12 protein-coding genes and 1 tRNA gene are annotated in these 19,355 nt (G+C 46.2%); 10 read left to right on the forward strand and 3 right to left on the reverse strand.

The features are described 5' to 3' along the window. Positions 1-24 precede the first annotated feature (24 nt). A complete protein-coding gene (locus tag HMPREF3093_RS01025; protein ID WP_070755180.1) occupies positions 25-678 on the reverse strand; it encodes a YigZ family protein in 654 nt (217 codons plus the stop codon). Positions 679-782: 104 nt separating this feature from the next. Here HMPREF3093_RS01025 and HMPREF3093_RS01030 point away from each other — a divergent pair, with 104 nt between their 5' ends. Continuing rightward, positions 783-1,655, forward strand: a complete 873-nt coding sequence (locus HMPREF3093_RS01030) for a DegV family protein (RefSeq protein WP_180363245.1) — start codon at positions 783-785, stop codon at positions 1,653-1,655. 66 nt (positions 1,656-1,721) lie between these two features. On the opposite strand, the gene coaA is transcribed toward HMPREF3093_RS01030, so the two are convergent. Beyond that, a complete protein-coding gene (gene coaA, locus HMPREF3093_RS01035; protein ID WP_070755181.1) occupies positions 1,722-2,657 on the reverse strand; it encodes a type I pantothenate kinase in 936 nt (311 codons plus the stop codon). 151 nt (positions 2,658-2,808) lie between these two features. On the opposite strand from coaA, the gene mvk reads away from it, so the two are divergent. The 8 genes from mvk to HMPREF3093_RS09740 all read left to right on the forward strand — a co-directional run bounded on the left by mvk (position 2,809) and on the right by HMPREF3093_RS09740 (position 15,871). Further along, entirely contained in the window at positions 2,809-3,804 is a 996-nt protein-coding gene (gene mvk / locus HMPREF3093_RS01040) for a mevalonate kinase (RefSeq protein WP_257244452.1), read from the forward strand. A 16-nt stretch (positions 3,805-3,820) separates the two neighbouring features. Continuing rightward, positions 3,821-4,822 carry a diphosphomevalonate decarboxylase gene (gene mvaD / locus HMPREF3093_RS01045; RefSeq protein ID WP_070755182.1) on the forward strand — a complete coding sequence of 334 codons (1,002 nt, stop codon included), beginning with the start codon at positions 3,821-3,823 and terminating at the stop codon, positions 4,820-4,822. Positions 4,823-4,836: 14 nt separating this feature from the next. Continuing rightward, positions 4,837-5,982 (forward strand): phosphomevalonate kinase, encoded by a 1,146-nt coding sequence (locus HMPREF3093_RS01050; RefSeq protein ID WP_083316225.1) that lies wholly within the window; start codon positions 4,837-4,839, stop codon positions 5,980-5,982. Further along, the gene (fni, locus tag HMPREF3093_RS01055) at positions 5,982-7,055 is read left to right on the forward strand and encodes a type 2 isopentenyl-diphosphate Delta-isomerase (protein ID WP_070755183.1); all 1,074 of its coding nucleotides are present in this window, start codon (positions 5,982-5,984) and stop codon (positions 7,053-7,055) included. Before HMPREF3093_RS01050 ends, fni begins: the two co-directional genes overlap by 1 nt. Positions 7,056-7,292: 237 nt before the next feature. Continuing rightward, positions 7,293-13,133, forward strand: coding sequence for an endo-alpha-N-acetylgalactosaminidase family protein (locus tag HMPREF3093_RS01060; RefSeq protein WP_070755184.1), 5,841 nt, complete (start codon positions 7,293-7,295; stop codon positions 13,131-13,133). 132 nt (positions 13,134-13,265) lie between these two features. Then, a tRNA-Leu gene (locus HMPREF3093_RS01065) sits at positions 13,266-13,348 on the forward strand. A 139-nt stretch (positions 13,349-13,487) separates the two neighbouring features. Continuing rightward, positions 13,488-15,038 carry a glutamine-hydrolyzing GMP synthase gene (guaA, locus tag HMPREF3093_RS01070; protein ID WP_070755185.1) on the forward strand — a complete coding sequence of 517 codons (1,551 nt, stop codon included), beginning with the start codon at positions 13,488-13,490 and terminating at the stop codon, positions 15,036-15,038. Between the two features lie 605 nt (positions 15,039-15,643). Further along, the gene (locus HMPREF3093_RS09740; protein ID WP_180363246.1) at positions 15,644-15,871 is read left to right on the forward strand and encodes a hypothetical protein; all 228 of its coding nucleotides are present in this window, start codon (positions 15,644-15,646) and stop codon (positions 15,869-15,871) included. 499 nt (positions 15,872-16,370) lie between these two features. Here HMPREF3093_RS09740 and HMPREF3093_RS01085 read toward each other — a convergent pair whose 3' ends face one another. After that, the gene (locus HMPREF3093_RS01085; protein ID WP_070755188.1) at positions 16,371-17,807 is read right to left on the reverse strand and encodes a hypothetical protein; all 1,437 of its coding nucleotides are present in this window, start codon (positions 17,805-17,807) and stop codon (positions 16,371-16,373) included. A gap of 938 nt (positions 17,808-18,745) precedes the next feature. Between HMPREF3093_RS01085 and HMPREF3093_RS01090 the strand changes: the two genes are divergently transcribed. Next, positions 18,746-18,997, forward strand: a complete 252-nt coding sequence (locus HMPREF3093_RS01090) for a site-specific integrase (RefSeq protein WP_143227629.1) — start codon at positions 18,746-18,748, stop codon at positions 18,995-18,997. Positions 18,998-19,355: the final 358 nt, after the last annotated feature.

A 19,355-nucleotide genomic window follows, 5' to 3' on the forward strand; every position in this document is an offset into this window, starting at 1 on the left:
TGTCTCGGGTCTTTTGTATATATCTTAGTCTTGGTCAGCTGCTTGTTTAACGGGGACATTGACGGTTTCCTCGCCTAGTTCTAGCCAGCCTATTTGGCCATTGAAACGGTCGCGTAGTTGGGCTTCTAGGGTCGCAGCTTGGTCTTGATAGATAGCCAAAGTATAGGTGACTTGGCCGGCATACTCGGTGTCCATAACCGTGACATCCAAGTCGCTATGGTCTAGAAAATACTGGAAGGAATCGACCTGGTTATAGCCCAGTTCTAAGGCTACTAGCAATTGGTTGACGTTAGCAACAATCGTGGCATGATTCAAGGCTTCACTGACTGCACTGGAATAGGCACGAATGAGGCCCCCAGCCCCTAGCTTAATCCCACCAAAGTAGCGGACTACCACGGCGGCTAGATTAGTCAACTGACGTTGTTTAAGCACTTCCAGCATGGGAACACCGGCTGTGCCTGCAGGTTCACCGTCATCACTCATTTTCTGGGTCAGGGAATCAGGGCCGATAATATAGGCGCTACAATGATGCGCAGCCTTGTAATGTTCCTTGCGCAAGGCGGCAAGGATTGGTGGGAAGGCGGCTGGATCCTGGAGTGGATAGAGATAGCAGAGGAAGCGGGACTTCTTGATTTCGATTTCGTGGACACTGGCTTGATCAATGGTCAGATAGTTCATTGGGGCGCCTCCTTTCCAGATTATTCTACCACATAGCAAGACATTTGGCGCGATATTTGATATAATCCCTCTGGAGCGTATTTTTGAATTAAGGAGGAATGTTGATGAAAGCAGCTGTGATTGTTGACTCTACTGCCTACTTATCAGAGGCCTTAGCCCAACATCCAGACGTCTATCAAGTTGCCTTGTCGGTTAATTTCAGTGATGGCTCAGTCATGAAGGATACATCGGATCTGCAATTATTAAATGAATTTTACACCCGCCTCAAGTCTGAAAGCCAATTACCGACAACTTCTCAACCCCAACCAGGGGATTACTTGGCCCTCTTGGACCAATTAGTGGCTGCTGGCTATGATACGGTTTATGCTATTCACCTCTCCAGTGAAATCAGCGGAACCTATCAAACTGCCCGTATGCTCTTGTGCGAGTATGAGGATAAATTAGACGCTTATGCGGTAGACTCTGGCTCATCCTGCATGGTCATGGAAATCTTAGTCAAGGAAACCTTAGGCTGGATTGACCAAGGTTTGTCAGCAGAGGAAGTGGGGCGTCGCCTAGAATGGTCGGCTCGTCATTCGGATGTCTATCTCATGGTAGGAGATCTCAATAACTTGGTTAAGGGTGGCCGCCTGTCGGCTTCCAGCGCCATCTTGGGTAATATCTTACAGATTCGTCCCCTGCTACATTTTGAAGAAGGCAAGATTGCTGTCACTGAAAAAATCCGTACAACCAAGAAGGTTTACCGTCGCATGGTGGAACTAGTGGCAGAATGGCAAACACGCTACCCTCAAGGCGTGCATGTCGGCATTGGCCAAGCTGGTGCGCCAGAAGATTTAAAGGTGTTGGATGAAATGATGAAGGATGCCTATCCTGGTATGCCACTTAGCTATACCAATATTGGTCCCGTAATTGGTACCCATACGGGTGATGGCACCAAGGGCTTAGGGATTGTGCCTAAGTTGCCAGCAGATTTCTAAATCTATTACTTAAATAAAAAGTCGCCATAAGTTTAACTTGTGGCGACTTTTTGTTTAGTTGAGGTTCTAGTAATTTCTAACATAAATGCCGTCTACCAAATGGTTGGAGGCCTTATGTAAAATCAGATCTGCACGCTCACGTGTAGGGGCGATATTTTGAATTAAGTTAACTAGGTTAATGGTCTGCCAAGCCTCGTTAGCATACTGCCGGGCTTGTTCGCGTGGTTTTTGGGACAGCTCGAAATAGTAGTTATGAGGATCTTGTTTGGCCAAGTCCAGCAAGAGCTCGAAACGTTCCATGTACCAACGTTGAATATGGACAGGATTAGCGTCAATATAGATTGAGACATCGAAAAAGTCACTGACATAGAGTTTCTGGTTCTGTGGCAGTTGCAAGACATTAATCCCTTCCACAATCAGAATGTCGGGATCTTCCATGACGGCTTCTTGGCCGACTAAGACATCATAGACCTGGTGGGAATAAACGGGGTAGCTGACTGGCCCTTTACGCGTCTTGATACGCTGCATGAAGTCTAGGAGGCGAGGCATATCATAGGAATCTGGGAAACCCTTGCGGCCTAGGATGCCACGCCGAATTAATTCAGCGTTAGGATAGAGAAAGCCGTCAGTTGTCATTAGGGCGACTTTGCGCTCTGGATAGGTCCGGCTCAGTAGCTCATGTAAGACCCGGGCCGTTGTACTCTTGCCGACCGCCACACTCCCTGAAATCCCAATGACAAAAGGCTGGTGGGATTGGAGCGAGGGATGGTTTTGGCCCTGCAGAAATTGATACTTGGCGGACTGATAGGCTTGTTGATAGGTCATCATCATATCCAAATAATGAATCATAGGGGCATAGATGGTGGCCACGTCTGCCTGAGACAGGCGGTCATTAAGTGAGACCAGTCGAGCCAATTCATGGACCTGGGGTATGGGTTGGCCCTCTTGGTGGAGCTTTTGCCACTCTTGGGGCGCGTAGCGCGTGAACATTTCCAATGACATGAGATACCTCCTGACGGGGATGCTTAGGCTTATTTTACCACAGAATCTAAGAAAGTTTAAGATTGCTTAAAACTTTCCCTAAAAATCCCACTTTTTCCTGGGATGCGCTACAATAGAACATGACGAATTGACTCGTAAAGGGGACCTTTTTGTGCCTAAAAAGATGCTAGAAAATCAACATAAAGAATTAAATATAAAAAGCCAAGTAGCGGAGAGCCCAGTAGGTATGGGGACCGCCCACGGTAAAGTCATCCTTATGGGGGAGCATGCCGTTGTCTACGATTACCCAGCCATTGCCTTGCCGGTACCGGCTGTGGCCATCCGTGTCCGGGTAACACCCACCCAACACCAGGCAGACTACCTGTCCTGCCGCTACTACAAGGGGCCTTTGGCAGATGCGCCTCAAGAACTACAAAATGTTCAAGCCGCCATTAGTTTGGCTCAGGAGCACTGCGCACCTAAAGATCAGGCTTCGGCCATTCATATCCGGATTGATAGCGACATTCCTCAGGAAAGAGGGATGGGGTCGTCGGCCGCTGTGGCGGTTGCCTTGGTTCGGGCTTTGGCCGATTACTATGGGGTCAGTCTGACTCAGGAAGTGCTGCACTACATGGTCAACCAAGCTGAAGTCTTGGCTCACGGAGCGCCAAGTGGCTTGGATACCTTGATGACCTCCACCACACAGCCCGCCCTCTATCGTAAGGGCCTAACGCCACAAGCCTTCCAAATGAACTTAGGAGGCTATTTGGTGATTGCCGATAGCGGCCAGGCAGGCCAAACCAAGCTTGCTGTCGCTCAAGTAGCTCAGCTAGCGCAAGACAGACCTGACCAGGTCATGAAGACCATGGCGGCTATTGGGGAATGCACCATTCAAGCCCAACAGGCCATTCGCCAAGGAGATTTGGTGGCCTTGGGTCGTCTAATGACTTACAACCACTATTATCTCAACCAGCTCAAGGTTTCGACCCCTGAGCTGGATAATATTGTCAAATCCGCCTGGTTAGCGGGTGCCCTAGGTGCCAAGTTAACGGGCGGGGGCTTGGGCGGCTGTGTCATTGCTCTATCCAGCCAAGCCCAGCAGGCCGAGGCCATTAGTCAGGCCATGCGTCAAGCAGGCGCCGGCCGCACCTGGACCATGGCCATTTAAAAAGAGGAGGAGCCCGATGATTCAGCCAAATCAGCCAAAAGGGAGCGCGACCTATCGCGCTCATACCAATATCGCCCTGATTAAGTATTGGGGCAAACGCGACCAGGCCCTCTTCTTGCCAGTGACCAGTTCGCTGTCACTGACCTTAGATGCCTTCTACACCGATACCCAAGTGACTTTTGATGCCCAGCTAACTCATGACCGTTTTATTCTTGATGGCCAGGAGCAAGAGGCTAGTCAAGTAGCCAAAGTCTCAGCCTTCCTAGACTGTTTTCGGGCCCTCGCCCAGACCGATTGCCGGGCCCTGGTAACCAGCACCAATCATGTGCCGACGGCAGCTGGCTTGGCTTCATCGGCCTCTGCCTACGCGGCCTTGGCCTGTGCGACCAATGCCGCCTTAGGTTTGGACTTATCCCAACGTCAACTATCTATTTTAGCCCGTCAGGGTTCAGGTTCTGCTAGCCGTAGTCTCTTTGGTGGCTTCGTTATTTGGCATGCGGGTCAGGGAGAGGACAGCGACTCTTCTTATGCTGAACCTTTTGAGGCAGCCGAGTGGGATTTAGCCATGCTAGTCGTTATGGTTAATAAAGGGACCAAGAAAATTTCTAGCCGCCAAGGCATGGCCTTGACCATGGAGACCTCGCCTTTTTATGCCTTGTGGCCGGATGAAGTCGCCAAGGATTTGGCGGCCATTCAACCTGCTATTCTAGCCCATGACTTAGACCGTGTCGGCCAAATTGCCGAACACAATGCCATGAAGATGCATGCGACTATGATTGCGGCCAACCCAAGCTTTAGCTATTGGGAGGCGGATTCGCTCAAGGCTATGGACTTGGTGCGACAACTACGGCAAGAAGGCTTTACCGCTTATTTCACCATGGATGCCGGCCCTAATGTCAAGGTCCTCTGCCCATCGAGTCAAGCAGAGGCTATTCGCAATCGTTTTATGACTGAATTCGACTCCAAGCAATTGGCGGTGGCCTATCCTGGCCCGGCGCCTTATCCAATTAATGATTAAGAAGGAGGTAGCCCATGGAAGCTATGGACCAGCTTTTAGAGCTTTTTGATTTGGCACCTGAATTGAATTTTGGGACTAATCAGGGCTGGGCACCCGGCAAACTCTTCCTAGCGGGCGAGTATGCTGTTTTGGCCCCAGACCAGCCTGCCCTGCTCTTCGCAGTTGGCCAGTATTTGCATTGCCAAGTGGGCATCAGTCCCTGGCCCGGACGAGGCCTGCTACAGTCCAATCTGCCAGGCTTAGAAGACTGGCACTATGAGCGGGCAAATCTCTATGAGGCTGATTCAAGCCAGTGGCGCTATGTTCTAGCCGCTATGCAATTAGTGGAAGACCTAGTTAAGGAACTGGGACGCCCCTTACAAGACTATCGCCTAAGTATAGACAGTCAGCTACTAGCTGACAATGGCCGTAAATACGGCTTTGGCTCTAGCGGAGCAGTGACGGTGGCAGTCATCCAGGCCTTATTGGCTTTCTATGGCTTGGTGGCTAAGTCGCCGCTCATGCACTATAAGTTGGCTGCTATGGCTATGATGCGCCTAGGTTCCAAGGGGAGTCTGGCTGATTTAGCGGTCAATGCTTTTGGCGGCTGGCTCTACTATGTGGCCCCAGACCGAGTTTGGCTACAAGACGCCCTAGCAAACCATTCGATCTTATCCCTGCTGAGTCAAGACTGGCCTAGCCTGGTCATCCAGCCTATGTCTGCGCCGGCGGATTTAGAGGTCTTGGTGGGGTGGACTGGCGTACCAGCTTCTACCGACAACCTAATTGGTCAGTGGCAGGACCGGTCTGGTGCCGCCTATCAGGCCTTTCTAAGTTCGGCCAAGGAGACAGTCCAGGCCATCAAGGCAGCTTTTGAGACTGGCGACAGCTTAGCCATCCAATCGCGCCTGGCCGACTACCGACATTTACTACTACAAATTGAAAAACACAATACCCTCTCTATTGAGACACCCGCCTTACGAGAGTTGGTGACTATCGCTCAAGCCTATCAATTCGAGGCCAAATCCTCGGGGGCTGGAGGGGGAGACTGCGGGATTGCGGTCGGCCAAGGCCAAGGACTCAAGAAAGAGTTGGCGGCAGCTTGGCAGGCAGCCGGCATCACCTTAGTCGAACTAGAGATAGGGGCGCCTCAAAGGCCCTCTGAGGAGGCAGGAAATTAATGCAAGAAGAAAACTTAGTGGCCCATCGTAAGGCCGACCATCTTCACTTAGCCTTGGCCCAACAGGCTGGGGTTCAGACAGCTAGTTGCTTCGATCAACTACGCTTTGTCCACCATCCCTTGGCGCTCCTGTCTCAAGATGAGATTGACCTGACTACTCAGTGGGCAGGGCACACGCATGCCTTTCCTTTTTACATCAATGCCATGACGGGTGGTTCCAAGTTAACCGGCCAATACAATGAGCAACTGGCTATCGTGGCGCGGGAGACGGGGCTAGCGCTAGCGGCTGGTTCGGCTAGTGCCATGGTCAAGGATCCGACAGTGGCGACTAGCTATCAAGTGATGCGTCAGGTCAATCCAGATGGCTTTATCCTAGCTAATCTGGGGGCCCATCACAGCCTAGAGTCGGCTCAGCGAGTCTTGGAGGCCATGGGTGCCAATGCCTTGCAAATCCACCTCAACCGGCCCCAAGAAGTGGTCATGCCTGAGGGGGACCGCGACTTCAGCCAATGGTTAAAGCAAATTGAGCGCTTAGTTAATGGCCTGGATTGCCCGGTTATCATTAAGGAAGTAGGCTTCGGTATGAGTCAACAAACCTTAAGATGCTTGGCTGAAGTCGGTGTGAAGACAGTGGACGTCAGCGGTCGGGGTGGAACTAATTTCATCCAGATTGAAGATCAACGGCACGAGACGCCTCAATTCCAAGCCCTCTACCAATATGGCCAGACGACGGCAGAGTCGCTTTTGGAAGCACGAGTAGCACCTGTCGAGTTGGAGATTTTGGCTAGTGGCGGGATTCATCAACCGGTTGATATTATTAAGTCTCTCGCTATGGGGGCTAGAGCCGTCGGGCTAGCCGGTTTCTTCTTACACTGCCTGGAAAATAAGGGACTTGAAGCGACCATTGAAGGGGTCAGAGCTTGGCAAGAGCAATTGCGCCAACTCTATCTGCTTCTAGGTGCACGTGACTGGCAAGAACTTCAGACCACTGATCTGATTCTGACAGGAGACTTGCGCAACTGGGCCCAAGACCGGGGCTTGCCTTTTCAAGACTTAGCACGCAGACATCATTAATCTTCAAGAGGCTGATTAATCAGCCTCTTTTTTGTGCCCGAGGTCTGTATAGACAGAGAAATTTAAGAAATTATGGAGATGGCTAGACAACAAGATTTACCGACATAAGGAACGTAATTAAAAGACAAATATCGCAAGAAAGCTAAATGATTCAGCAAGAATTTATAATTCATTTTGTAAGGGGATACAATATAATAGAGGGGTAAGAAACTATTATATTTTATAAGGAGGATTATCATGCGAAATTCGATTCAAAACTTGTTTGATAAGAAGTGTCGTTTTTCCATTCGTAAGCTCAGTGTTGGGACTTGCTCCGTCATTATTGGGGCCTTTCTCTTAGGCCAAAGTCCAAGTGCATCGGCCCAAGAAGCTGTTTCCGACACCCCAGCCACCAGTGAGGTAGAGCCTGTTCCGGCGGGAGCCATTGATGTGGTTGAGCCAGCTGCAAGTGCGGAAGCTGCCCCTACAGCAACAGATACGCCAGCAGCGACTGACACCCCAACAGAGACGGCCAGCCCAGCTGAGGCGTCAGCGACAGAGACTCCAAGTCCTGCTGCCACTGAGGAGGAAAATCCTGCGACCACCGAAGGCAAAGCAGTAGCACCAGACTGGACTGCGGCCGGCAGCCGTAAGGGGACCGTCGAAGTCGTGGAAGAAGGTGGCGTACGTTATAATAAACTGGCTTCTACTGCTCAGAATGATAACGGCCAGAACCCTGCCCTCTTTGAGAAAAAGGGACTGGAAGTGGATCAAGACGGCAATGCCAGTGTCAACTTGACCTTCAAGGACCTATCAACAGAAAAACAATCCCGCTTCGGGGTTTTCCTCAAGTATAAGGATCCTGCCAACCATATCTTCGTTGGTTACGACCGCGATGGTTGGTTCTGGGAATATAAATCGCCTAAGGCTAGCACCTGGTATCAAAAAGGCCGGGTAGCAGCCCCTAAAGCAGGAGAGGTCAACAATCTCTCTATCACTTACAAGAAGGATGGTCAGCTCAATGCCACTAACAATGGGAAGAGCCTCTTTGATACCTTACTAGTGCCAGAAGAAGTGAAGACGGCCTTAGAAGGGCAAAATAAAATTTACCTCAAGGCGGCAACTTGGGGCAATGAACGGACTAGTGTGGCTGTGCAGGCAGACGACCAGTCTAATCTCAAGCCAAGTCAACCAGATAATGGAGCAGTAGATCCAGGCCTAGCAGCCAACGACCAAGATGTCGTCTACGATCACATTCGTTCGGACGTCTTAGATGCTGAAATTGATACCCTCTTCCCACGCATCAAGCACTATCAGTTCGGCGGCCAAACTATGACCGGGCAAGTGCAAAAACTAGATAAGCTCAGCATTAACGGGACCGATGTCAAGCCTCAAGTGACCTACCGCAAGGTGGATCAAGCGACTGCCGAGTACACGCTGACGGTTAAGAATCCTGAAGCCTTTATTGATGCGGTTATTACTGTGCAAGTCAAGGTAGTGGGCAATGAACTGCACTTTGATGTGACCAAGGTAGAAAACAAGAACTTGGTGACCATGGGCAAGGAAATCGACAATCCTCGTAAATTGATTTCGACGATTGAATTCCCAGGTAACACCCTAGTTTCTGTCGGCTCTAATCAAACTGGGGCTAAGTTCGATGGTTCTTGGATGTCCAATAATACCCACCGGGCAGGTGATAGCCATGTGGACCTAGTGCCAGGTAAGATGGATGACTTCGCCTATGGCTTCATGTATGGCTTTGTTTCCTCTGACAAAGTCGCAGCCGGGGTTTGGAGCAACTCTCAATTTAGCTACGGCGGTGGTTCTGAAGACTTCACGCGTCTGACCGCCTTCAAGCAACGCGTAGCCGGCGTTAACTATATCGGGATTCAAAGCTCGCCTTACTACTATCAACGGGCCTATGGCAAACTGGTTTATCCTGAATATACCCTCGAATTGCCAAGTAGCAAGGTAGTCTTTGCCCAAGACCTTAATAAGGACAAACAAGTAGACTGGCAGGATGGGGCCATTGCCTTCCGCAAGATTATGAATAACCCTAAAGGTTCTGAAAGTGTGCCGGATCTGGTAGCTTACCGGATTGCTATGAACTTCGGTTCTCATGCGCAAAACCCATTCCTCATGACCCTAGACGGGATTAAGAAGGTCAATCTGCATACGGATGGCCTAGGCCAATCTGTCTTGCTTAAGGGTTACGGGAGTGAAGGGCACGACTCTGGCCACCTCAACTATGCCGATATTGGTCGTCGTATTGGGGGCGTCAAAGACTTCAAGACCCTGATTGAAAAATCTAAGCAATACGGGGCAAAATTAGGGATTCACGTCAATGCTTCTGAAACCTATCCAGAATCTAAATACTTTAGTGAAGCAATCTTGCGCAAACGCGAAGACGGGACTTATAGCTATGGTTGGAACTGGCTAGACCAAGGGATTAACATTGATGCGGCTTACGATTTAGCTCATAACCGCCTCAAACGGTGGAAAGACCTCAAGGAAACCTTGGGTGAAGGGCTCGACTTTATTTACCTAGACGTATGGGGTAATGGCCAGTCCGGGGACAACGGCGCTTGGGCTACCCACGTGATTGCTAAGGAAATCAACAGCCAAGGTTGGCGTTTCACTATTGAGTGGGGCCACGGGGGCGAATATGATTCCACCTTCCAACACTGGGCAGCTGACCTAACCTATGGTGGTTATACCAACAAGGGGATTAACTCCAATATTGCTCGTTTCATCCGCAACCACCAAAAAGATGCCTGGGTAGGGGATTATCCACGGTATGGCGGGGCAGCCAACTATCCGCTCCTGGGTGGTTACGACATGAAGGACTTCGAGGGTTGGCAAGGCCGGAGTGACTATGAAGGTTATATTACCAACCTCTTCGAACACGATGTCATGACCAAATTCTTCCAACACTACAAGGTAACCAAATGGGTCAACGGCCACCCTGTCCAAATGACAGATAATGGTCAAACCTACAATTGGATTCCAGAAATGGAAGTGCATTTGGCTAATGAAGCGGGTGACCAAATCGTCATCAAGCGTCTATCTAACGATCCAAATGAAGCCGGCTACCGTCAACGTACGGTCACCCTCAACGGTCGTGTGATTGAAAATGCCGGTGCCTACCTGACCCCATGGAACTGGGATGCTAACGGTAAAGCCTTGACTGGCGACAAAGAGAAAATGTACTTCTTCTCCAAGACAGCTGGGCAAACCACCTGGACTCTGCCAGAAGCTTGGCGCGGTGATAAGGTCTATCTCTACAAGTTGACCGACCAAGGTAAACAGGAACAAGTAGAACTAGCCGTTGATAGCCAAGGTCGCATCACCATTGATGCGCTCGCTAATCAACCTTATGTTCTCTACAAGGTAGCTCAAGGCAAACGCACTATGACCTGGAGTGAAGGCATGCATCTCTATGACCAAGGTTTCAATAGTGGCACCTTAGATCACTGGACCAAGACAGGGGATAGCCAAAATGCTCAAATTGTTAAGTCCCAAGGCGCTAATGAAATGCTACGTATTGCTGGGAACAAGGAACGTGTGACCTTGACACAGAAACTGACGGATTTGAAGCCTAATACCCGCTATGCTGTCTATGTTGGAGTGGATAACCGTAGTAATGCTAAGGCGGATATCACCATTAAATCCGGTAATCAGACCATCAGCAACTATACCTATAAATCTATTGCTAAGAACTACGTCCAAGCACATGCCCATAACACTTCAGCTAAGAATGCGACGGTGGACAATAGCAGTTACTTCCAAAATATGTATGTTTTCTTTACAACAGGATCCGATGTTAGCAATGTGACTCTGACCTTAGGTCGTGATGCTGATCAGGATGCTACCTACTTCGATGAAATTCGAATCTTCGAGAATCAGTCCAATATGTATAGTGGTGGTCATAATACGACTCCGGGTACCTTCAAACAAGATTTTGAAGAAGTACCACAGGGAATTTTCCCATTTGTTGTGGGGAACGTAGAGGGTGTTTCTGATAACCGTACTCACTTGTCAGAGCGCCATGACCCTTATACCCAACGGGGCTGGAACGGCAAGAAAATTAACGATGTTATTGAGGGTAACTGGTCCCTCAAGACTAATGGGTTAACTGGACGGGATCGACTTGTCTATCAAACTATTCCACAAAACTTCCGCTTCGAGGCTGGCAAGACCTATCGTGTCACCTTCGACTATGAAGCAGGGTCTCATGATGCTTATGCTTTTGTTGAAGGGGATGGCGAATATACTCGTCGCAGCAAGCTTAAGATGCATGCTTTGCGTAATACCTGGGAAGGATCCGATAAGCCAGGTAAGGCTAGCTTTATTGTACAAGCCTCTGATTCTGGCAATACTTGGATCGGGATCTATTCTACCAACAAAGCCTCCGATAATAAGGGTGAGACCGGTAGCGCCGTGGATTTCCGCGGTTATAAGGACTTCATGATGGATAATCTTCAGATTGAAGAAGTAAACTTAACCGGTAAGTTAATTGTGGATGAAGCCTACAAGGAAAATACGCCAGTGGTCAATGGCAACTACACTCCTGCTAGCCTAGAAGCCTACAAGAATGCCATTTTAGCCTTGACCGAAGCAGAAGATGACATTAGTGTTGAAGATGCAAACAAACTGGTAGCTGCCGTGCAAGCTGCTAAGGAAGCTTTACAAGTCAAACGGACTAGCCCAGGATGGGATGATATCGAATCAGTGGAAGCACCAGCCCACGAAGGGGAAGAGTTCTGGTATGCCTTTGACGGGGATACGGGGACATTATGGCATACACCATGGGATCGACGTGCTATTGGCGAGTCTGGGACGGTAACCTTTAAGCAACCACTGGAAGTGACTCGATTTGAATATGTCCCACGTCAAGATGGTGCTAACGGTCGCCTCAAAAAAGGGAACCTGGTCTTGGTAGACGAGACGGGTAAGGAACACCGTTTTGAATTTGACGGCTGGGCAAATGATGCCACAACCAAGGTTATTCCGTTCGATAAACCAATCAAGATTAAGAAAGCTACCATTACTGGGACGGAATCCTATGGGGATGGCGGAGCCTTCCAATCAGCGGCTGAATTGCGCTTTGTCTTGCCAGAAGTAGTGGATACGCCATTGGATATGACAGCTTATCAAGCGGAACTTGCACGCGTTAAAGGCATTGATAGTGAGGTAGCTCGTCAAGCAGCCACTGCTGTAGAAGCATATTATCAAGGCTTGAACCAAGATAATCTGATAACTAAGGCGGCCTTGGATCGTCTAGTTGATTACCTCAAGCAAATCAAGGCGCCTGAGCCAAGTCAACCAAGTCAACCAAGTCAACCAAGTCAGCCAGGTCAGCCAGGTCAACCAAGTCAGCCAGACCAACCAAGTCAACCAAATCAACCAAGTCAGCCAGACCAACCAGGCACTAAGTTGCCACTCTATGAGACCCAAGGGGTTAAGGTGACCCTCAATGCTGACAAGACCGAAGCGACCTTCGAGGATAATGACGGCGATACACGCGTTTCGGTTAAGATTCCAACCAAACACTTGGATCCAAGCATCGTGGCAGTATCTGTTGTGCCGCTCAAAGAGAAGTTGGCAGCCCTAGGCGAAGACGAGCATCAAGCCTATGAAATCAGCTTCCTCAACAAAGACGGCAAGGAAGTCCCTGTCAAAGGTGATGCTAAGGTTATCTTCCCAGTAGACAAGGCTGTAACCAAGGCTTACTACTTGACCAGCGACACCAAAGAAATCGTCAATGAAGTGCCATTTGAAATGATGGCCGACGGCCGTGTAGCCCTGACTGTTAACCACTTCAGCCTCTATGCTGTAAGTTTCGGTAAGCGTCAGGAAACTCCAAGTCAACCATCTACTCCTAGCCAGCCAGCTACCCCAAGTCAACCGGCTAACCCAGCAGAACAAGCGGGCGGGCCATTGGTGGCTCAGGCTGCTCAAGTAACTCCAAGTGAGGGCAAGGGACAATTGCCAGCTACTGGTGAAAGTGATCAAACCTTACTCTTCAGCGCAGCTGCCCTATCCTTACTAGCCGGATTAGGCCTCGTTGCATCCAAACGTCCTGAAGATCAAGCCTAGTTTAGATAAGAGAGGTTGAGACTTTTGTCTCAGCCTCTTTTCTATTTAGGGCAAGGAGGCTAGCAATAAAATTCTGAAAAAATTGCTTGCCATGCTTAGTCCAGGATGCTATAATAATCGAGTAGTGATTTTGCGGTCATGGCGGAATGGCAGACGCGCTGTCTTGAGGGGGCAGTGGGGGTATCCCCGTGGAAGTTCGAGTCTTCTTGGCCGCATCACCGAGGAGGGGCAACCCTCCTTTTTTGTTATATATAGGGTTGAGGCTAGACATTCTAACTCTCATCGACATTTAATGACACCGGGACAGGGTTTTGATACAATAGGCAATAATAAGATGAAGTAAAGGAGCAAAGCATGAAAACACAGGCATCGTTAGAGAAAATTATTGTGTTGGATTTTGGGAGTCAGTATAACCAGTTGATTACCCGCCGCATTCGGGAATTTGGAGTCTTCAGTGAATTATTACCCAATGATACCAGTGCAGCCGACATTCAAGCCGAAGGCAATGTCAAGGGGATTATCTTCTCAGGGGGACCACATAGCGTCTATGCTGAGGGTGCCTTCACCATTGACCCCGCCATCTTCGAATTAGGGATTCCAATCTTAGGGATTTGCTATGGCATGCAGTTGACCACCCATCTCTTGGGCGGTAAGGTCGAATCTGCTAACAAGCGCGAATATGGTCGCTCCATGTTAGATGTTCACCAACGTGAAACAGGCCTCTTTGCTGGCTTAGGTAGCCATGAGAAGGTTTGGATGAGCCATGGTGACTTAATCGTGCAAGTGCCTGAAGGCTTCAGCGTGACGGCGTCTAACGATCACTGCCCGGTGGCGGCCTTCGAGAACCCAGCCCGTCAAATCTACGGCGTCCAGTTCCACCCAGAAGTGCGTCACTCTGAACACGGGAATGACTTGCTCCGCAACTTCGCTTTCAATATCTGTGGGGCCAAAGGCGACTGGTCCATGGAAGACTTCATCGAAATTGAAGTAGCCAAAATTCGCCAACAAGTCGGCGACCGTAAGGTCTTGCTTGGCTTGTCCGGTGGGGTAGACTCCAGCGTCGTAGGGGTGCTCTTACAGAAAGCCATTGGCGACCAATTAACCTGTATCTTCGTCGACCACGGCCTCTTGCGTAAAGGGGAAGGCGACCAAGTTATGGATAGCCTAGCTGGTAAATTCGGTCTTAACATTATCCGGGTTAATGCCAAGGACCGCTTCTTGTCCAAGTTAGCCGGCGTGAGCGACCCTGAACAAAAACGTAAAATTATCGGCAATGAATTCGTCTATGTCTTCGATGATGAAGCAGCCAAGTTAGAAGGGGTAGACTTCCTAGCCCAAGGGACCCTCTACACCGACATCATCGAGTCTGGGACCAAGACAGCCGAGACTATCAAGTCTCACCACAACGTGGGTGGTCTGCCAGAAGATATGCAGTTCGAGTTGATTGAGCCTCTCAATACCCTCTTCAAGGACGAAGTACGTGCCTTGGGGACAGCGCTGGGAATGCCAGACAGCTTGGTATGGCGCCAACCATTCCCAGGCCCAGGTCTCGGTATTCGGGTTATCGGCGAAATCACCGAAGAAAAACTCGAAATCGTCCGTGAATCAGATGCCATTCTGCGCGAAGAGATTGCTAACCATGGCTTAGAACGCGATGTATGGCAATACTTCACTGTACTCCCAGGCTTCAAGTCTGTTGGGGTTATGGGGGATGGCCGGACCTACGATTACACCATCGGGATTCGTGCCGTCACCTCTATCGACGGGATGACCAGTGACTTCGCCCGCCTACCTTGGGAAGTGCTACAAGTAATCAGCGCTCGGATTGTTAACGAAGTAGCCCATGTTAACCGCGTGGTCTATGATATTACAAGTAAACCACCGGCGACCATAGAGTGGGAATAAAGTAAAGAGGATAGAAACCTTGATTTAATAGGGTTTCTATCCCTTTTTTTCTTGCTTTGAATACATTAGCCTTAAAAGAGGGCGTTGTCGAATATCTTAAGGAAGTGGTTACTCACCTGAAAGAATTGAATTCAAATAAACAAGAGGTTTGCTAAGAAGCAGGGAAGGAAGGGATTTGCCGAGTAGTTAAAGCGCAAAAATATACTAAACTAGAATGCGGAGAGCCTGGGCACAATAACATTCTAAATCTAAGTGATGTGGTATATTGGCGAGATGGCTTAACTGACGGTACTGAAGAAGTGAATAGGGAAACTGAGCACCTAGTTAGTCGATTTTAAGAAAGAAGGGGCGTCTATATGAGGCTTTTTTGAATATAGACTTTGTGGGTTATTTAGTTTAGAATTAGTGTTGAAAAGTAAATTCAAAGAAGGAAGTGTTAAAATGAAAAAATACTCCTTGCATTATTTGCGTTAATTGCGCTTATCACCATCCCCTCAACCTTATTTGCAGAAGACAAAGACCCTACCCCATGGCAATATAAGGACCATTTTATAAAAATGGAGGCTCTCATTGACGATGATGCGGAAGCCTCATATGACCGCTTTATGAAGTTTGTTAAGATTGAGGATCGATATCAGCCGAAGAATGAATCACTCCCGGACGGTACGGAATTCAAGTTCTACAAGGGCGATGATAAGAATAGTGGTTTATATGCAAATACTGACGGTAAGACTATTGGGCTCGAGATAAAGCCACTCTCAATCAATGGTGTTTTAGGATATCTAGAAGCCGTTAATATTGAATATACAACTGAGCTCGTTGGACCCATCTAGCTATGAGTTTAAGACTGCTTTTGTTAAAAGTGATAAAATAGCAGTTGGAATAACTCCATATGAGATAAGAGATAAGAAAGGGAGCGCTACCGCATACAAGTATGGCTTAATGATATTCAAAGATTTAGATTTCTATGAGAAGGCTAAAAAAATATACGAAGCAGAGAATAAAGAATAGGTAGTAAATGGCGTTTCGCTACAAAAAATCCCATCAAATGGTGAGCTAAAACACGTTGACGAGTGAATACGTTAAATGGTTATCAATGTGTGTTGAAAATATTCAATGTATTTGTCTAGTGTTAAAGAGTGACAATATGCATATTGATTGAGTAGGATTAGAAGGCGAAATTTAATAAAGTAAGTAATAGTAATGCTAGTATGCGATGAAATCGGCCCACTAGTACACAAATGGTACAAAGTGGTAAAAAGAGTAATTCAAATAATGGCCCCAAGTGGCTTATAAAAAGAGTATTCTCTTTATTGAGAATACTCTTTTGGTTTACTCGATATTAATTATTCCTCTACACAAGTCTTTGAAGTTTTTATCCTTATACGCTGTGTGTAGGTGTTTGTTATTTGCAGCAACAATCAGGAAATCTATAATTTCGTTAAGCCTTTCACCTATTTGATTGGATTTTAAAATTACTAAGATTTCCTTTACATTATTGGATTTTACGTTGCTATTATCATAAAAAGAATCAAGGTGATTTTTAAGTAGTTCAAGTGTGATTTTTACTTGATTTTTTGAAAGTAATTTAAAAAGTGAGTCATAATATTCTTTTGCGCCAGGTGAAACTCCGTTCTGATACGGTACTTCTCGCCCAATTCTGCATTCAAGAAAAGTGTTCAATAATTTTGTCGTCTGCTCTTCGGGGAGACTTTCGCTACTTTTAATATATTTCATAATTTCTCTAGCGATTGGTGGCTCGTGATAGTAGTTATCCCAGCTGTGTGCAGCATTATACAAATCATCGCACAGGCCACTTATAGTAAGACTTTTTTCGTTTATCGTTAAATAGTGGAGTCCATTACAATTTTCAAAGAATGTATAGGCCAAGTCCTCTTTATCTTTATCAAGATTATTTTTGTAGTATTCTTTTTTTGTGCCTAGATCGTATTTAGTAGGATCTGTTGTATATTCCCATAAAATTGATGACACAGAAAGGATGTTATTACGAACCTGTTGAGAGGTTTTCTCGGAAACATATATTCCGAATAATGTAGCCAATAATGAGGAACTTATATTTGTAGATAAGTCTTTAAATAAAATTTTATACCCATCTAAGGTGTTTGTTTCTATTGGAGTATCCATTTTTTTAATATTTTCAATAATTTTTTTTGAATTTACTGCTGAAGCAGAAGGCTGATCATTTATTACATCTTTTACGCATACTTCAAGCCACCCAAGAAGCTCGTAAGGATTAATTGTAGAAATATTAGGATGCGATGCACCTATTTGATTTCTCATATCTAAGATGTGACAGAGTTTCCTATAATTGATATCAGAAATCCACTCTAACTTTTTGCAAGTCTCTAAAAGTGTTTTGTCTTTAATACCAGATAAATCTGCATCTGTCTTAAATTCCTCGCGAGTTTTTCCTCCTAAAGCATTATCATAAAATGTTTCTAAACCATAATAAATAATTTTTTCTCGTAAGTTGATTACCACTTCATTCCAAACATAATTTAACGCAGCGTCAAATAACCCTATTGCGGATGCAGCTACGAACTTTGACAAATAAGTTGCATCATTTTTCTTTTCTAGAGGGATAGTGGATAATAAATTTGGTAGAGCACTTATTATAGTATTTATATTATCGGTTTCTGCAATGATGTTTTCTGACGGTAGATTTAATAGGTTCAGATACTGCTGAAATTTTGAGCTCTCAGCAGTTATATTACCCCCAGCGATAATCAATTCATTATTATTTTCCATATGGTACACCTATCTTATGTTTATTTTTAGATTTCTTGATTTCTTTGGATTGGATAGCTTCCAATCCTTAAATTATCCATCTGTGATTTTGCCATTACAGTGTTTTATTTCCATCTCATTCCACAAGAAATTCATTGGAGTTAATATCATGTGACAGTAAGTCAATGATGGCGCCGCCTATCAGAGGTCTAAGCTTCATTTCTTTTTCGTGGTCAAATACAAGTATGAATAAACTCGTGGATGGAGTTCGGTTCGTGGTTTATAAGGGCAGAAATATCACAGTCTATTTGCTATGATTTTTTTGTATTTGTTCTTTCGAGGGAGATTTATTACAAACTCATAAATTCGTAAGACAGCATCGGTCAATCTAGCTTTAATTGCAAGTTCCTTTTGAGTGAAGTTTTGTAGCAATCGAAGCTTTTAAATTTTTGCCCGGATATCATAGGGAAGCTCCATTCTATAAACAATTAGATTTCGTTTCGTATATTTTATCACAAAATCGTACAAAGCGCAAACAGTTCTCTGTGTATAATGCGTGAGAATGGTGAAGTAAATAATAATCAAAAAGAAAATTTAAAATCACTTTCGACAGAACTAATATGAACTCCAGTAACAGAACAGAAGAATAATGAATCGAATAGACACAAGCTAATAAAATTGATGCTTGTCCTAACCCAAGATAGGAATAGAGAATTTGGCGCCGTTTTTGAATAGAAGAAAGAAAAAAATCACAAGATATTTATGGGCGTATAAGAAGTGCAAGAATTCTTAGAAGTGAGTAGAACTACTGCATATCAACTGTTTAATGAGATGATGATGAAAAATGATACGGGACAAAGTTATTCTCTGACTTATTTGAGGACAATACAGGCGCAACTCAGCGGTATCTTGAATCACGATTGCAAATTCTATAGTTTGAAAACAATGTTAATCGTGATGTGGGCACAAATGGTGAAAAGGGAGCAAATGAAATGCTTTTTTGGATAAGAGAAGGGTATGAAGGTTTTGTTGAAGCTATTAAGGATAAATCGCAATCATTTTATGCCTTTGAAATTCTGTATTGGTATGGATTGAGAGTTGGAGAGCTGCTGGCCTTTACAAAAGAGAAAGTCGCTTTCAAGAACAATATCATAAAGATTAATCAGTCCCTTGTTTTAATAGGGTGTCTATCCCCTTTTTTCTTTCTTTGAATGTGTTTTGAATACGTTAGCCCTTAAAAATTGACATAATTTGCGAATCTTTCGGCTAATCTCTCACGTTGTTTCTCCGTTAAATGGGCATAGATATTCGTAATTGTATGAATACCTATTGTTCTGTTGTGATGTTTTGTTTACTGTCAGTTAAAAAATTGCTGAGTCAACATCAAGCTAAGTTAGAGTTAGAATTTTTATATGCTGAAATCCTGTAGAGACTAGAGTATGAGAAAGCATGCTCTATAGAACTAAGGAAAGACTTCTCAGAAAGTTGCTTTGTCATTCCTATGAAACCACTGATAAAATTTCAAAGTGAAAAGAGGTATGCATTTACATTTGCTAAAATAGAGAAGAC

It is taken from the genome of Abiotrophia sp. HMSC24B09, from assembly GCF_001815865.1.
In the GTDB taxonomy this organism is placed as follows: domain Bacteria; phylum Bacillota; class Bacilli; order Lactobacillales; family Aerococcaceae; genus Abiotrophia.

Excerpts from the sequence above, each read along its gene's own strand:
- HMPREF3093_RS01025 (WP_070755180.1), bottom strand. The coding sequence starts at position 678 with ATGAACTATCTGACCATTGATCAAGCCAGTGTCCACGAAATCGAAATC.
- HMPREF3093_RS01030 (WP_180363245.1), top strand. The coding sequence starts at position 783 with ATGAAAGCAGCTGTGATTGTTGACTCTACTGCCTACTTATCAGAGGCC.
- coaA (WP_070755181.1), bottom strand. The coding sequence starts at position 2,657 with ATGTCATTGGAAATGTTCACGCGCTACGCGCCCCAAGAGTGGCAAAAG.
- mvaD (WP_070755182.1), top strand. The coding sequence starts at position 3,821 with ATGATTCAGCCAAATCAGCCAAAAGGGAGCGCGACCTATCGCGCTCAT.
- HMPREF3093_RS01050 (WP_083316225.1), top strand. The coding sequence starts at position 4,837 with ATGGAAGCTATGGACCAGCTTTTAGAGCTTTTTGATTTGGCACCTGAA.
- fni (WP_070755183.1), top strand. The coding sequence starts at position 5,982 with ATGCAAGAAGAAAACTTAGTGGCCCATCGTAAGGCCGACCATCTTCAC.
- HMPREF3093_RS01060 (WP_070755184.1), top strand. The coding sequence starts at position 7,293 with ATGCGAAATTCGATTCAAAACTTGTTTGATAAGAAGTGTCGTTTTTCC.
- guaA (WP_070755185.1), top strand. The coding sequence starts at position 13,488 with ATGAAAACACAGGCATCGTTAGAGAAAATTATTGTGTTGGATTTTGGG.
- HMPREF3093_RS09740 (WP_180363246.1), top strand. The coding sequence starts at position 15,644 with ATGAAGTTTGTTAAGATTGAGGATCGATATCAGCCGAAGAATGAATCA.
- HMPREF3093_RS01085 (WP_070755188.1), bottom strand. The coding sequence starts at position 17,807 with ATGGAAAATAATAATGAATTGATTATCGCTGGGGGTAATATAACTGCT.